The organism is Streptomyces sp. NPDC107500 (assembly GCF_055582785.1).
In genome coordinates, this window is record NZ_JBVJPF010000004.1 from 747,645 (window position 1) to 761,992 (window position 14,348).

Sequence of the window (14,348 nt, forward strand, 5' to 3'; positions counted from 1 at the left end):
CCCACCGCGCGTGGTTCGAACCGTGCGGAGGTCACGGGCGGGCGCCTTCCTGGCGGACGCGGAGTCCGTGCGGGGTGGGCGACACCTGGTCGGGCGTGACGACCTCGGTGATGCCGCGGGCCGCGAGGTGTCCGGTGTCGGCGGCGCGGGTGTCCAGGACGGTGGTGGGGCGGGCGCCGTCGGCGACCAGGTGGAAGAAGGCGTCGAAGACCGGGCCGCCGGGGGCGCAGGCCGAGCGTGCCGCCGGGTCGGCGGGGACGACGAGGGCGGTGGTGCGCGGCGCGGGGGCGGGATGGTTCCCCTCGCGGGCCGCGAGGGCCGCGCGGGCCAGGACCCGGGCCGTGTCCTTGGGACGGCGGTCGTTGGTGAGCAGTCCGAGGCCGTACTCCAGCTCGGGGAAGTCGGCCAGCTCCCGGGACACGTCGTGCGAGCACCACCAGGTGACGCCCCACAGGTCGGGGCAGTCCAGGGCGTTCGCGACGGTCGCCTCGGTGAAGGCGGCGGCGTGCTCGGCGGGGACGAGGGGCGCGGGGGCGCCGACCTCCTGGAGCCAGACCGGGCGGCGGGGGTCGTCGGCCCACGCCTTGCTCAGCTCGATCAGGTAGGCGGCGTGGTGCTCGCTGGGCACGGAGGTGCGGCCGTGGCGCTGGGCGGTGCCGTTGAAGACCCACGAGTGCACGGCGGTCACCGCGCCCCGGCGGGCGGCCTGGGCCGGGGTGAAGGGCTGGTCGTCCTGGTACCAGGTGGCGTCGTACTCGGCGTGCAGGTGCATCCCGCCGGGGGCGCCCTCCTCGCAGGCGGCGAGCATCCGCTCCAGCCAGGCGTCGATCTGGTCGCTGGTGGCGCGGTCCGGGTCGGGGTGGGGCGCGGCGGAGAACTGGTTGACCTCGTTGCCGAGGGTCATGCCGAGGAAGTTGGGCCGCCCGGCCAGCGCGGCGGCGAGGGTGCGCAGGTAGGTGGCCTGTCCGTCGAGGACCTCGGGGTCGGTGAAGAGGTTGCGGCGGTGCCAGGTGCGGGTCCAGGCCGGTACGTAGTCGAAGCTGCTGAGATGGCCCTGGAGGCCGTCCACGTTGACGTCGAGGCCGCGTTCGCCGGCCGCGTCGACCAGCGCCACCAGGTGGCCCACGGCACGCTCGCGGATCAGGGAGCGGTTGGGCTGGAAGTACGGCCACAGCGGGAAGACGCGGACGTGGTCCACGCCGAGCGCGGCGACCGAGTCCAGATCGGCGCGGACCGAGTCGAGGTCGAAGTCGAGCCAGTGGTGGAACCACCCTTCACTCGGGGTGTAGTTGACGCCGAAGCGCACGGCAGGGGGCATGCGGTGTCCTTGTGGGGAAGAAGTACGTGGATCAGCCCTTGACCGCACCCTCGCCGACGCCGCGGAAGAAGTACCGCTGGAGGCAGGCGAAGAGGGCGATCAGCGGCGCCACGGCGATGATCGTGCCGGCGGCGACGAGGCGTTCGTCGTTGGCGAAGGTGCCGTGCAGGTAGTTGAGCCCGATGGTCAGGGTGAACTTGGACGGGTCGCTCAGCACGATCAGCGGCCACAGGAAGTCGTCCCAGGCGCCCATGAAGGCGAAGATCGCGACGACCGCGAGGGTGCCCTTGACCGAGGGCAGCGCGATCCGGCAGAACCGCTGCCAGACGTTGGCGCCGTCGACGTAGGCGGCCTCCTCGATCTCGTAGGGGAGGTTGAGGAAGGCGTTGCGCATGAGCAGGACGTTCAGGGCGCTGACGCAGCCGGGCAGCAGGACGCCGACCAGGGTGTTGTTGAGGCCCAGCTCCCGCATGGTGGTGAACTGGGCGATGATGATGCCCTCCACCGGCACGAGCATGGCGAGGATGAACACGAGAGTGGCGACGCGCCGGCCGCGGTAGCGCAGCCGGGCCAGGGCGTAGCCGGCGAGGGCGGCGCCGACGCAGTTCGTCACCACGTTGGCGGCGGCCACCTTCAGCGAGTTCAGCGCGTAGTCCCAGACGGGGATGGTGTCGGCGACCCGCTCGTAGTTGTGCAGGGTGGGATCGGAGGGCAGGAACTTCGGCGGCGAGCTGAAGATGTCCTCCGTCGGGCCCTTCAGCGAGGTCGACAGCTGCCACAGGAACGGGCCGATGGTCAGGGCGAGGACGCCGAGCAGGAGCAGGTAGCGCAGGACGAGTTCCCAGACGCGTACGCGGCGGCCGTGCTCGTCGGTGATCCGGGGTTCACGGGCCGGGGCGGGCCGCGGCTGGGAGGTGGGCGGGGTCTTCTCCAGGACGCTCACGACTCCTCCTTCCGGTCGGCGCGCAGGACGAGCAGCATCAGGGCGACGGTGACGACGAAGACGACGACGGAGATGGCGGAGGCGTAGCCGACCCGTCCGGTCAGGCCGGTGCCGGTGCGCTGGACCAGCATGACCAGGGTGGTGTCCTCGCCGGCCGGGCCGCCGCTCGGGCCCGCCATCAGGTACACCTCGGAGAACACCTTGAAGGCGGCGACCGAGGACAGCGCGGCGACCAGCACCATGGTGGAGCGGACGGCGGGCACGGTGACGGTGAGGAAGCGGCGCACCGCGCCCGCGCCGTCCACGGCGGCGGCCTCGTGCAGTTCGCGCGGTACGTTGGCAAGCGCCGCCAGGTAAATGATCATGTAGTAGCCGAGGCCCTTCCAGACCGTGACGGCCATGGCGCTGAGCAGGATCAGCCACTGGTCGCTGAGGAAGCCGATCGGACTGGCGCCGATGGTCTCCAGCAGGGAGTTGACCAGACCTCGCTCGTCGAGGAGCCAGACCCAGATCAGGCCGACGACGACGATCGAGGCGACCACCGGGGTGTAGAAGGCGGAGCGGAAGAAGGTGATGCCGGGGATGTTCTTCTGCACGAGCAGGGCGAGCAGCAGCGGCAGCAGGACGAGCGCGGGGACGACCCCGAGGACGTACAGGGTGCTGTTGCGCAGGCCGGTCCAGAACATGTCGTCGTGCAGCAGCTCGCGGAAGTTGGCGAGACCCACGAACTCGCCCGGGACCAGGGTCCGGCGGTCGGTGAAGGAGTTGACGAGCGTCGAGACGAACGGGTAGAGGATGAACGCGCCGGTGATCAGCAGTCCTGGGGCGGCGAACAGCCAGGGGCTGGACGGCAGTTGGCGCCGTACACGCCGGGTGCCGGTGACGGTGGGACTCGCCATGACGTCTCAGCCCTGCTGCTGGAGAAGGCGGTCGCACGCCTTGACAGCGTTGTCCAGGGCCTGTTCGGGGCTCTGCTTGCCCTGGAGCGCCTTGGCGACCTCGTTGCGCAGCTCGGTCTTCATCTGCTCACTGAAGAGCACGGGCGTGTAGTTGACCGCGTCCTTCAGCGACTTGGCGGCGGCGACGCGGACCCGGGTCTCGTCGGTGCCGTCCTCCTTGGTGAAGTACGGGTCGTCCAGCGAACCGGCGGTGCTCGGGAAGATGGCGACCTGCTTGGCGAACGACATCTGGTGCGCGGCGTCGGTGACGAAGTGCGCGAAGGCCACCGCGGCGGGCTTGCGCTGGCTCTGCGCGTTCACCATCAGGCCCATCACGTACATGTTGACGTGGCCGGTGCTGGTGATCTGGTCGGTGATGCCGATGTTCTTGTACAGGTTCGGCGCCTGCTTCTTGAAGTTGGCGAGGTCGAGCGCGCTGCCCGGGTTCATCGCCACGGCCCCGGTGAGGAACTTCTTGCCCGAGGACTCGGGGGTGGCGGTCAGCGCCTGGGAGTCGAGCGCCTTGGCCTCGTACAGCTCCTTGTACCGGGTGAGGAGCTGGACGCCCTTGGCGTCGTTGAACGTGAAGGCGGTGCCCTCCTTGTTCATCAGCGGTACGCCGTAGCGGCCGAAGTCCTCGATGGTGGGGACGTTGGCGAGCGTGGCGGTGTCGCCGCCGGTCTTGTCCGCGATCTTCAGTGCGGCGTCGAAGACCTCGTCGTACGTCTTCGGCGGCTGCTCGGGGTCGAGTCCGGCCTTCTCGAAGAGGGACTTGTTGTAGAAGAGCGGGCCGGTGTTGAGGTACCAGGGGAAGGCGTACGTGCCCTCCATGCCCGGTATCCGGTGGCTGGCCCAGGCGCCCTCCAGGTACTCCTTCTCGTACTGGCCGGCGGCCTTGTCCAGGTCGAGGGCGAGGCCCGCCTTGGCGAGCGGGGCGACGAGGTCCGGGGAGACGTTGACGACGTCGGGCAGGGTGCCGCCGGCGGCGTCGGCGCTGATCTTGTCGGCGTAGCCCTCGCCGGGCTGGTCGACCCACTTGACCTCGGTGCCCGGGTACTTCTTCTCGAAGTCGGCGATCAGGTCCTCGAAGTAGGGCTTGAAGTTGGCCCGCAGGTTCCAGGTCTGGAAGGTGATGTCGCCCTCGACCTTGCCCGAGGCGTCGGTCGAGCCCCCGCCGTCGCCTCCGGAACCGCAGGCGCTGAGCGGGAGGACGAGGGCGGCGACGGCGGCGACGGCGAATGTTCTGCGCGAGGTGGGCACGGTGACACGTCTCCTGAAGGACGTCGGCGACTGGATGGCAGCGACCATGCACGGCGCGTTCGGGGAAAGTCAATGGATTCACGGGAACTAATGCGATTGAGGCGGCATTAGTCCAGGCCAGAGCGGTGTGAGGAGCCACTTGCCAGGTTTGACTAATGCGCTTTAGGATCTTTCCACTCAAGCGCTTTAGCTCGTCGTGCCCAGAAGGCGCTTTCGTTCACGTTCCGAAGAAGGGAGCGCGCATGCCGGCCAAGCGGCCCGCCGCGCGCCGGCCGACGATGAAGGACATCGCGCGGCGGGCCGGGGTATCCGAGAGCGCGGTCTCGTTCGCGCTGAACGACCGGCCGGGGGTCTCCGAGATCACCCGGGACCGGGTCCGCCGGGTCGCCGAACAGCTCGGCTGGCGGCCCAGCACGGCGGCGCGGGCACTGTCCGGGGAGGGCGCGGCGACCGTCGGCTTCGTACTGGCCCGGCCCGCGCACACCCTGGGCGTGGACTCCTTCTTCCTGCAACTGGTCTCCGGCATCCAGGAGGTGCTGGCGCGGCGTCATCTGGGCCTGCTGTTCCAGGTGGCGCAGGACGTCGAGGACGAGTGCGCGGTCTACCGGCGCTGGTGGGCCGAACACCGGGTGGACGGCGTCCTGGTCGTCGACCCGCGCACCGACGATCCGCGCCCCGACCTGCTCGACGGACTCGGGCTGCCCGCCGTGGTGATCGGCGGCGCGCCGGACGAACGCCATCCGGGGCTGTCGACGGTGTGGGCGGACGACGCGGGCGCGATGGCCGCGCTGGTGGACGGGCTGTACGCGCTCGGCCACCGGCGGATCGCGCACATCGCCGGTCTGCCCGGCCTCGCCCACACCGAGCGGCGGATCCGGGCCCTGCGGGCCGAGGCCGGGCGGCGGGGCCTGACCGAGGTCGAGTCGGTGACCACCGACTACTCCGACGCGGAGGGCGCCGCCGTCACCCGCCGGGTCCTGGAGGCCCCCGCCGCACCGACGGCGCTGATCTACGACAACGACGTGATGGCCGTCGCCGGGGTCGCCGCCGCGGCCGGGCTGGGGTTCTCGGTGCCGGCCGACGTGTCCGTGGTGGCCTGGGAGGACTCGGCGCTGTGCCGCATGGTCAAGCCGTGGCTGTCCGCCCTCTCCCGGGACAGCGTGGAGTTCGGCCGGACGGCGGCGACCGAGCTGACCGCCCTGCTGGACGGCGGCCCGGCCCGCACGGTGCGGGTGCCGGTGCCGCGGCTGATCGAGCGGGACAGCACGGGCCCGGCCCGGTCGTCCTGAGCCGGGCGGCCCGGGGGTTGCGCCGGGGCCTCGACGCGGAGGTGGGCGGACGGGCAGAGTGCTGTCTGCGTACTCGCCGGTAATCCCGTTCCACCGCACCCCGAGGAGCCCTCGTGACCGATTGGGCAGGCCGCACCGCCGCAGAGATCGCCGCCGCCGTCCGCGAGAAGCGGACCACCCCCCGCGAGGTGGTGGCGGAGCACCTGGCCCGCATCGAGCGGCTCGACGGCGGCGTAGGCGCCTTCCGCACGGTGCGCGCCGAGGCGGCGCTCGCCGAGGCCGAGGAGACCGGCGCCCGGGGAGATCTCGGCGAACTGCCGTTGGCCGGCGTGCCGGTGGCGGTCAAGGACAATCTCGCGGTGCGCGGCGAGTCCACCCGGGTCGGCTCGGCGGCGACCCCGGACACGCCGGCCGGGGCCGACCACGTCACCGTCGCGCGGCTGCGGGCGGCCGGCGCGGTGGTGGTGGGCCTGACCAACGTGCCCGAGCTGTGCGTGTTCGGCACCAGCGAGGGCGTGCACGGCACGGTCCGCAACCCGTGGGACCCGGCCCGCTCCGCGGGTGGTTCCTCGGGCGGGAGCGCCGCCGCGGTCGCCGCGGGGATGGTGCCGCTGGCGCTGGGCAACGACGGCATGGGTTCGCTGCGGATACCCGCGGCCAACTGCGGTCTGGTCACCCTCAAGCCGGGCCACGGCGTGGTGCCGGCCGGCATCGGCGAGGGCGACTGGTTCGGCATGTCCGAGAACGGGCCGCTGGCCACCACCGTGGAGGACGCCCGCCTCATGTTCGCCGTCCTCGCGGACACCTCCGCGCCCCGCCGGGCGGACTCCGGCGCCCTGCGCGTCGCCGCCTCCCTGCGCAGCCCCCTGGCGGGTGTCACCGTCTCCCGCCCCTACGCGGACGCCGTCCGGGAGGCCGCCGGGGTGCTGATGCGGGCGGGGCACCTGGTGCGGCGGGCGGATCCGTCCTATCCGGCGTCGCTGAGCGCAACCGCGCTCACCCACTGGACGGCGGGCACCTCGGTGGACGCCCGCAACCTCGACCGGCGGCGGCTGGCCCGGCGCACCCGGGTGCACGCGGCTCTCGGACGGCCCTTCGTCCGCAGGGTCACCACCGGCGCGGCCCGCGACGCGCTGCGCGGGCGCCTGGAGCCGTTCTTCGCGGAGTACGACGTCCTGCTGACGCCCGCGCTGGCCCGCCGCTCCCCCAAGGCGGGCCCCTGGCACGAGCGGGGCTGGCTGCGCAACATCGCCGCCAACTCGGCGTACTCGCCCTTCACTCCGCCGTGGAACCTCACCGGCTGGCCCGCGATGACGGTGCCGGTCGGCTCTCTGCCGTCGGGCGCCCCCTGCGCCGTCCAGTTGGCCGGGCGGCCCGGGTCGGAGGCGGCGCTGCTGGAGCTGGCGGAGCGGATCGAGGCGCTGCGGCCCTGGCGGCGGACGGCCCCGGTGGAGTGACGGGGCGGCGCACCGGGCTACAGGGCGCGGTGCATGACGTGCAGGCCGACCCGGCCGTGGCGCGGGTGGTCGAAGGCGTCCGGCACGGTGCCCAGGATCGTGAAGCCGAGCGAGGTCCACAGCCGCACGGCGGGGTTGGTCTCGACGACGGCGTTGAAGACCATGCCCCGGTATCCCTCGGCGCGGGCGGCGGCCAGGACGTGTTCGGCGAGGGCCCGGCCGGTACCGCGGCCGGCCCGGTCCGGGTCGACCATGAAGCCGGCGTTGGCGACGCGGGCGGCGGGGCCGCCGTAATTGGGGGTGAGGTACGCGGAGGCGACGACGGTGCCGCTGTCGTTCTCGGCGACGTAGACGCGTTTGGCGGGGTTCATCCACAGGGACCGGGCGTCCTCCTCGGGCGTGTCCCGGTCCCAGGCGTAGGTCTCGCCGGCGGCGACGATGCGGTGCCAGAAGGGCCAGATGCGCGGCCAGTCGCCGGGGACGGCTTCCCTGATCAGCATGGGCGTGAGTCTCGCACGCCCACGCGTCCGGCGGCTGCCCGGGGGGCGGCGCGGTGTCAGTCCACGCTGGGCAGGATGTGGGGCTCGGCCAGGTCGTCCTCGTAGCCCGCGAGGCGGATCGGGGCGGACCGCGCCCACACGTCGAGGCTGCCGATCTCGCCGGGCCGGCGGTGCGCACGCTCGGTGCGTTCCTTGGGGCGCTGCTCTGGGCTCGTCGTCGTCTCCGGTGTCACCGCGCACTCCTTATGTGTCGGATCACCCTCGGGGCCTGTCGGCCAGTCTTCCGTCCGGCACCAGGCCCCCGCTCGGGTGTGGGTCGAGATGCACTACAGACGCGGTGGCGCCGGTACCTCGCAGGAGAGCAGACCGCTGTGTACCGGCTGCCCCCGGACGGACCTCGGGTGTGGGTAGTGCCCTGTGCTGCGGTCCGTCCGACCCAGATTAACCAAATGAGCGGGGGTGCGCTCTATGGGGCTCAAAACATGGGAGAACCATTGCCCTTCGTTGCGCGCGCAGTTGGCACCAGTCTGCCGGGATTCCTCCCCATCCGCACGGTGCGATGCTCACCCGTTCGGCCCAACCGCCGACCGCCCCTTCGAATGTCGGCGGCCACGGTCGCGCCGTTCAGTCGCCGTTGGCTGCGGCGCAAGCTCGCCATGGTCTGCTGCCCGTCGGCAACGGCTGTCTCGCGGGAGGACCGGGACATGGAACTGCGCAGCGTCGAGGAGCTGATGGACCTGCTGTACGCCTGCCGGGGCGAGCGGTCCGGGGAGTACGGCGGTGAGACCGTGGACCTGCACGGGCACGCGCTGCGGACCGCGGCGCTGCTGCGGCGGCGCCGGCCCGCCGACAAGGAGCTACAGGTCGCCGGCCTGGTGGCGCCCGTGGGCCGGCTGCTGTGGCCCGGCGCTCCGGCCGTCCGGACCGCCGACGCGGTACGGCCGCTGCTGGGCGCGCGCGTCTCCAGGCTGCTGCGCCGGGCCGCCCACCCCGAGGCGTGGGCGCACGACGACGACCTGGCCGGCCTGCACCAGGCGGCCGAGGAGGCGCGCACCGCGGTCTTCGACGCCGGGGTCCTGGAGGACTGGCGCACGGTGCTGGAGCTGACGGCGGCCCGCAACTCGCGGCTGGGCGCCGTGGACTAGGGGTGTCGTCTGGATCAACGACACCCCCTACGACCTGACCGGCCCTTCGGTCACCACTTGCCGGGCGCGTAGTCCTTGAGGAAGACGCCGTACAGGTCCTCGCCCGCCTCGCCGCGCACGACGGGGTCGTAGACCCGGGCCGCGCCGTCGACCAGGTCGAGCGGGGCGTGGAAGCCGGCCTCGGCCAGGCGGAGCTTGTCGTAGTGCGGACGCTCGTCGGTGATCCAGCCGGTGTCCACGGAGGTCATCAGGATCCGGTCGGTGTCGAACATCTCCTGGGCGCTGGTCCGCGTCACCATGTTCATCGCGGCCTTGGCGGCGTTGGTGTTGGGGTGCCCGGCGCCCTTGTAGCCGCGGGCGAACACCCCCTCCATCGCGGAGACGTTGACGACGTAGGCGCGGCCGTTGGGCGCCCTGCGCGCGGCCTCGGCCATCGAGGGCCTCAGGGCGCTGATGAGGATGAACGGCGAGGTGTAGTTGCACAGCTGGGTCTCCAGCAGCTCCACCGGGGAGATCTGCTCGATGGTCTGCACCCAGGTGTTGGAGTCGACGACGTCCGGAACGAGGCCGCCCGCGTCGATGGCGGTGCCCTCGCGGTGCCGGACCACGCTGGCGTGGCCGGCGACCAGGGCGAGGTCGGCCACCTTCTGCGCGTCCAGTCCGGAGGTGCCGACGGGCAGCGCGGCCAGCCCGTCCACCGCACCGGAGTTGAAGGCGCCGATGACGTGGTGGGCGGGCAGCTCACCGGCGGGCAGCGGGGCGCCCTCGCCGTCGACGAGCGCGGCGTATGCGGAGGGCAGGCGCCGCACGGTCTGCGTGGCGTTGTTGATCAGGATGTCGAGCGGCCCCGGTTCGGTGACCCGCTCGGCGAGGGCGACGGCCTGCGCCGGGTCGCGCAGGTCGATGCCGACGACCTCGAGGCGGTGCAGCCAGTCCGCGGAGTCGTCCATGGCCTTGAAGCGGCGGATGGCGTCCTTGGGGAAACGGGTGGTGATCGTGGTGTGCGCGCCGTCGCGCAGCAGCCGCAGCGCGATGTACATGCCGATCTTGGCGCGGCCGCCGGTGAGCAGCGCGCGCTTGCCGGTGAGGTCGGCGCGGGCCTCGCGGCGCTCGCGGTTCTCGGTGGCGCACGTCTGGCAGAGCTGGTGGTAGAAGTAGTCGACCTCGACGTAGCGCTGCTTGCAGATGTAGCAGGAGCGGGGCCGCTGGAGTATCCCGGCGATCCGCCCCTGCTCGGTGCGGGAGGAGGGCAGCAGGCCCTCCGTCTCGTCGTCGATGCGCTCGGCGGAGCCCGTGGCGGTGGCCTCGGTGACCGCCTTGTCGTGGGCGGTCTTGGCGGCCCGGCGGTCCTGGCGGCGGCGCTGCTTGACCATGCGGTAGATGTGCGAGGTGGCCCGGCGCACCCGGATCGCGTCCGGGTGGTCGACGTCGAGCCCGTCGAGTTCCTCCAGCACGCTCAGGCAGACGGCCAGCCGCTCCGGGTCGATCCCGGGGCCGTACACCGCCTCGTCCGTGCTCGCCGCACCGTCCTGTGTCACCGTCATCGCCGCTGCCGTTCCCTGGTCACCGTCGCGGCGCTCCATGACGCGACCGCTGTCGAACAGCGGATTTTATTCAGCGCCGGGCCCGGAACCAAACCCGCCGGGGTCAGGGGCCGCACGCCGTGAGCAACGTCTCCACCTCCTCGGTGAGGGCGTGCGCGAACCGGTCGAGGTCGGGCACCGCTTTCGCGTCCGCGACCAGGCCGTAGTGGACCTGTCCGCGGTACGTCGAGACGGCCACCGCCAGGGAGTGGCCGCGGGCCAGCGGGGCCAGCGGGTAGACCTCGGTCAACGGGTGGCCGCCGAGCCGCAGCCCGAGGCTGGGCAGGGGCACGCTGGTGACGAGGATGTCGAACCAGAGCCGGGCGGCACCCGAGACCAGCGGGCCGCCGAGCCGGTGGCCGAGCGCCGGGACGTGGTCGGCGAGCAGCGCGACGGCTCCGGCGCCCCGGCCCGGTCCGGCGTCCTTGTTGCGGTCCATGGCGGCCCGGACCGTGCCGAGGCGCGACAGCGGGTCGGGGTCGGCGACCGGAAGCCGTATCAGGTACCCGGAGAGCCGGTTGCCCTGTGGGTGGGCGGTGCGCGGGCGGCGCTTGGAGACGGGGATCAGGGCGCGGGGCGCGACGCCCTCGCTGCCGTCGCCGCGCTCGTCCAGCCAGCGGCGCAGGGCGCCGGCGACGACCGCGATCAGTACGTCGTTGACGGTGCCGCCGGTGGTCTTGCGGACGTGGTGCACGTCGTCGAGGTCGACCGCCACACCCGCGATCCGCCGGGTGCCGGAGGATTCGGCGGTGAGCGCGGCGGAGGAGCGCACGTCGAGGGTGGACAGGGCCGCGGCGGCCCCGATGTCCAGGGCGCGGCCCGCGTCGGACAGGACGCCGCGCAGCCGGTCCGGCAGGGCGCGCACGTCCGGCAGGAGCCCGCGCGGGGGCTGCTCGGGGCGGGGCCGGGGGGCGGGGAGGTCCATCGGGTCGAGGACGCCCGCGGCGAGGGTGAGGGCGCGCAGGCCGTCGGCGAGGGCGTGGTGGAACTTGAACAGCACGGCGAAGGATTCGCCGTCCGCGCCCGGCAGGACGTGTGCCTCCCACGGGGGGCGGCCGCGTTCCAGGGGCCGTTCCATCAGGCGGCCGGCCCGGGCGTGGAAGTCCGTGGTCGGGGCGTGCAGCCGTACGTGGTCGAGCGGGTCGAATCGCGGATCGGGTTCGCGGGTGGCGCCGCCGAACGCGAACGGGCGGCGCAGCGCCAGCGGCGGCTGCCAGGTGTCCCGGATCCGCATCCGCAGTCCGGGCACCGCGGGCGCGCGGGCGGCGAGCAGGTCGGCCGCGTGGGCGCCGGCGGTGGGCGACCGGGCCTCGAAGACGCCGAGCGCGCCGAGATGCATGGGGTGCTCGGGGGACTCGATGTTCCAGAACGCCAGGTCGAGGGGAGCGAGCGGATCGGGAGTCAAGGGTCTGCCTCGCAGGGACGACGCGTCGACGACGGATGGACAAACAGTCAATCGTCCTCCGACGATTACGGTCAAGTACGATCAAGCTACGCACAGTTAACAGGAGATTAAAGTCCCGCCCCTTTTGGCGGGGGCGGGACTGCTGGGACTCATGGGGCGTCTGTGCTCACGTCAGCGGCGGCGGCACCGCCTCTGCCGAGGTTCCCCACCCGGACGGCTGCGGGCCGACCGTGAACGCGAGCGACCGGACGGAGCGCAGGGCGTCGGTCGTCAGCCAGGTCCGGGCGTAGGCCGAGCCGTCGGTGCGGGCCGACTGGACGTACCGGTCGGTGTCCGAGGTGCCGGGGGCGGTGATCGTCAGCGCCCCGCGCGGGTAGTAGCGGCGGTCGAGGGTGAGGTCGACGCGGTCGAAGACCGGGGTGGACAGGCCCCAGGTGTCGTAGCCGGGCTGGATCGGGAAGATCCCGATCGAGGACAGCACGTTCCACGCGGACATGGTGCCGAGGTCGTCGTTCCCGGTCATGCCGGTCGGCGTGTCGGTGAACAGGGTGAGCGCCGCGTGCACCACGTCGGTGGTCTTCCAGGGCTGCCCGGTCGACAGATAGGTGTAGGGGGCGATCAGGTCGGGCTCGTTCTGCGGGTTGTACTTGTCGGCGTTGTAGTAGTCGTACGGCCCGTTCACCCACACCTCGCGGGCCGTCTTCGCCGGGTCCGCGAGCAGCTGCTCGTAGGCGAAGAAGGAGTCGAGCCGGTCGTTGGCGGCCCCGGTCCCGCCGATGAGGTCGATCATGCCGGGCAGGTCCTGCGGCACCAGCCACTGGTACTGCCAGGACGTGCCCTCGTGGAAGCCCTCGCTCTGCGCGGGGTCGGCCGGACCGGTGAAGGCGCCCTCGGCGTCGCGGGCGCGGAAGAACCCGGTCGAGGGGTCGAAGACGTGGCGGTAGCTCTGGGCCCGCTCGGCGTACCGCTTGGCGTCGTCGTCGTGGCCGAGGTCGCCGGCCATCCGGGCGAGCATGGCGTCGGACAGGGCGTACTCCAGGGTCGCGGAGGCGCCGTGGTCGTAGTCGGAGTCGCCGGGCTTGGCGTGCGGGCGGCCCTTGACGTACGGCGCGAAGCCGTCGGCGAGGTACTCGCGGTTGGCCTCCCGGCCGACGGCGGGCGAGTCGGCGGGCGGCACCCCGTCGGCGTTCTTCCGCAGCGCGCGGTAGGCCCGCTCCTCCCAGCCGTGCAGCAGGCCCTGCTGGTAGGCGTTGGTGAGGAAGGGCGTCACCGGGTCGCCGGTCATGATGTTGGTCTCGACCGTGCCGTAGCCCCACTTGGGCAGCCAGCCGCTCTCCTCGTCGATCTTGATGACGGAGATCGCCATGTCCCGCGCCTCACGGGGCGCCAGGAGGGAGAGGAGCTGGGACTGGGTGCGGTAGGTGTCCCACAGGGACCAGTTCTGGTAGTACGTGAAGCCCTTGGCGCGGTGGATCTCCTGGTCCCAGCCGGTGTAGCGGCCGTCGACGTCGCTGCCGACGTTGGGCGCGAGGAAGGACCGGTAGAGGGACGAGTAGAAGGTGCGGCGCAGGGTGTCGTCGCCGCCCCGGACGCGGACGTCGTCGAGCCGCTTCTCCCAGGTGCGCCCCGCGCCGTGGCGCACGGCGTCGAAGGAGCGTCCGCCCTCGGCGCGGAGGTTGAGCGCGGCGCCCCGCGCGTCCACGTAGGACAGGGCGGTGGTGGCCTCGACGGTGCGGTCCTTGGTGGTGTCGAAGCGGACGTAGGCCCCGTCGCCGCCGGTCTTCGCGCCCGCGGTCACGGTGCCGTCGTCCCAGGTGCCGTGCGAGGCGAAGGGCCGGTCGAAGCGGGTGATCGTGTAGACGGTGTAGGGCTCGGTGTCCTGGCAGAAGCCGCTGCCGGTGATCGCGGTCCGCACGGTGCGGCTGTCGAGCACCTCGACCTTGGTGGAGATGTTCTTGTGCAGCGACTGGCCCGCGTTGAGCAGGACGTTGGCCTTGCCGGTGGCCGGGAAGGTGTAGCGCTGCACTCCGGTGCGTTCGGTGGCGGTCAGCTCCGCTTCGACGCCCGAGTCGAGGCCGACGCGGTAGTAGCCGGGGCTCGCCTCCTCGTCGTCGTGGCTGAAGGAGGCGGCGTACTTCGCGTAGTCCGTCTCGGTGACGTCGCCGGTGGTCGGCAGCACCGGCAGGTCGCCGCCGAGGCCGCAGCCGACGCCGGAGAGGTGGACCAGGGAGAAGCCGCGGATGTGGGTGTCGGAGTGGTCGTAGCCGGTGTTGTGGCCGGTGTCCGGCGAGAACTGCACCATGCCGAAGGGCACGGCGGCGCCGGGATAGGTGTTGCCCTCGTTCTCCGTCCCGATGAACGGGTTCACCAGGTCGGTCAGGTGCTGGTCGGTCGTCGGGGCGGCCTGCGCCGCCGGGGCGGTGAGCAGCGCGGACGCTGCCACCACCCCGGCCACGCAGAGCCGCAGACGCCGGGTGACTCTCATGTGCGGTGCCCTCCGGAGGTTCTGC

At 72.4% G+C, this 14,348-nt stretch carries 12 protein-coding genes; 3 read left to right on the forward strand and 9 right to left on the reverse strand.

Annotation, left to right across the window (positions count from 1 at the left end; all coding sequences use genetic code 11):
* Positions 1–31: 31 nt before the first annotated feature.
* Genes ACZ67M_RS19965 through ACZ67M_RS19980 form a run of 4 tightly spaced genes read right to left on the reverse strand, consistent with a single transcriptional unit; the run spans position 32 to position 4,459 of the window.
* Entirely contained in the window at positions 32–1,318 is a 1,287-nt protein-coding gene (locus tag ACZ67M_RS19965; RefSeq protein ID WP_392239825.1) for a glycoside hydrolase 5 family protein, read from the reverse strand.
* 31 nt (positions 1,319–1,349) lie between these two features.
* On the reverse strand, positions 1,350–2,261 hold the full coding sequence (locus tag ACZ67M_RS19970; RefSeq protein WP_361359157.1) for a carbohydrate ABC transporter permease: 912 nt from the start codon (positions 2,259–2,261) through the stop codon (positions 1,350–1,352).
* Positions 2,258–3,160 (reverse strand): carbohydrate ABC transporter permease, encoded by a 903-nt coding sequence (locus ACZ67M_RS19975; RefSeq protein WP_361359154.1) that lies wholly within the window; start codon positions 3,158–3,160, stop codon positions 2,258–2,260. The genes ACZ67M_RS19970 and ACZ67M_RS19975 overlap by 4 nt, the downstream gene beginning before the upstream one ends.
* Before the next feature lie 6 nt (positions 3,161–3,166).
* Positions 3,167–4,459, reverse strand: a complete 1,293-nt coding sequence (locus ACZ67M_RS19980) for an ABC transporter substrate-binding protein (RefSeq protein WP_392016891.1) — start codon at positions 4,457–4,459, stop codon at positions 3,167–3,169.
* Positions 4,460–4,701: 242 nt separating this feature from the next.
* Here ACZ67M_RS19980 and ACZ67M_RS19985 point away from each other — a divergent pair, with 242 nt between their 5' ends.
* Both ACZ67M_RS19985 and ACZ67M_RS19990 read left to right on the forward strand, forming a co-directional pair.
* Entirely contained in the window at positions 4,702–5,748 is a 1,047-nt protein-coding gene (locus tag ACZ67M_RS19985; RefSeq protein WP_385796389.1) for a LacI family DNA-binding transcriptional regulator, read from the forward strand.
* A 113-nt stretch (positions 5,749–5,861) separates the two neighbouring features.
* On the forward strand, positions 5,862–7,205 hold the full coding sequence (locus ACZ67M_RS19990) for an amidase (RefSeq protein WP_392016885.1): 1,344 nt from the start codon (positions 5,862–5,864) through the stop codon (positions 7,203–7,205).
* Between the two features lie 17 nt (positions 7,206–7,222).
* Here ACZ67M_RS19990 and ACZ67M_RS19995 read toward each other — a convergent pair whose 3' ends face one another.
* Positions 7,223–7,705, reverse strand: a complete 483-nt coding sequence (locus ACZ67M_RS19995) for a GNAT family N-acetyltransferase (protein ID WP_469851973.1) — start codon at positions 7,703–7,705, stop codon at positions 7,223–7,225.
* Between the two features lie 56 nt (positions 7,706–7,761).
* Complete coding sequence (locus tag ACZ67M_RS20000; protein WP_234955534.1) at positions 7,762–7,938, reverse strand: hypothetical protein; 177 nt, start codon at positions 7,936–7,938, stop codon at positions 7,762–7,764.
* Between the two features lie 471 nt (positions 7,939–8,409).
* Here ACZ67M_RS20000 and ACZ67M_RS20005 point away from each other — a divergent pair, with 471 nt between their 5' ends.
* Positions 8,410–8,850 (forward strand): hypothetical protein, encoded by a 441-nt coding sequence (locus ACZ67M_RS20005; protein ID WP_122615379.1) that lies wholly within the window; start codon positions 8,410–8,412, stop codon positions 8,848–8,850.
* 50 nt (positions 8,851–8,900) lie between these two features.
* Here ACZ67M_RS20005 and ACZ67M_RS20010 read toward each other — a convergent pair whose 3' ends face one another.
* From ACZ67M_RS20010 to ACZ67M_RS20020, 3 genes are all read right to left on the reverse strand, one after another.
* Positions 8,901–10,394, reverse strand: a complete 1,494-nt coding sequence (locus tag ACZ67M_RS20010; protein ID WP_361359139.1) for an SDR family NAD(P)-dependent oxidoreductase — start codon at positions 10,392–10,394, stop codon at positions 8,901–8,903.
* Between the two features lie 103 nt (positions 10,395–10,497).
* On the reverse strand, positions 10,498–11,838 hold the full coding sequence (locus ACZ67M_RS20015; RefSeq protein WP_361359136.1) for a WS/DGAT/MGAT family O-acyltransferase: 1,341 nt from the start codon (positions 11,836–11,838) through the stop codon (positions 10,498–10,500).
* A gap of 166 nt (positions 11,839–12,004) precedes the next feature.
* Positions 12,005–14,323: a GH92 family glycosyl hydrolase gene (locus tag ACZ67M_RS20020; protein ID WP_469851976.1), complete on the reverse strand. Its 2,319-nt coding sequence runs from the start codon at positions 14,321–14,323 to the stop codon at positions 12,005–12,007.
* Positions 14,324–14,348 lie beyond the last annotated feature (25 nt).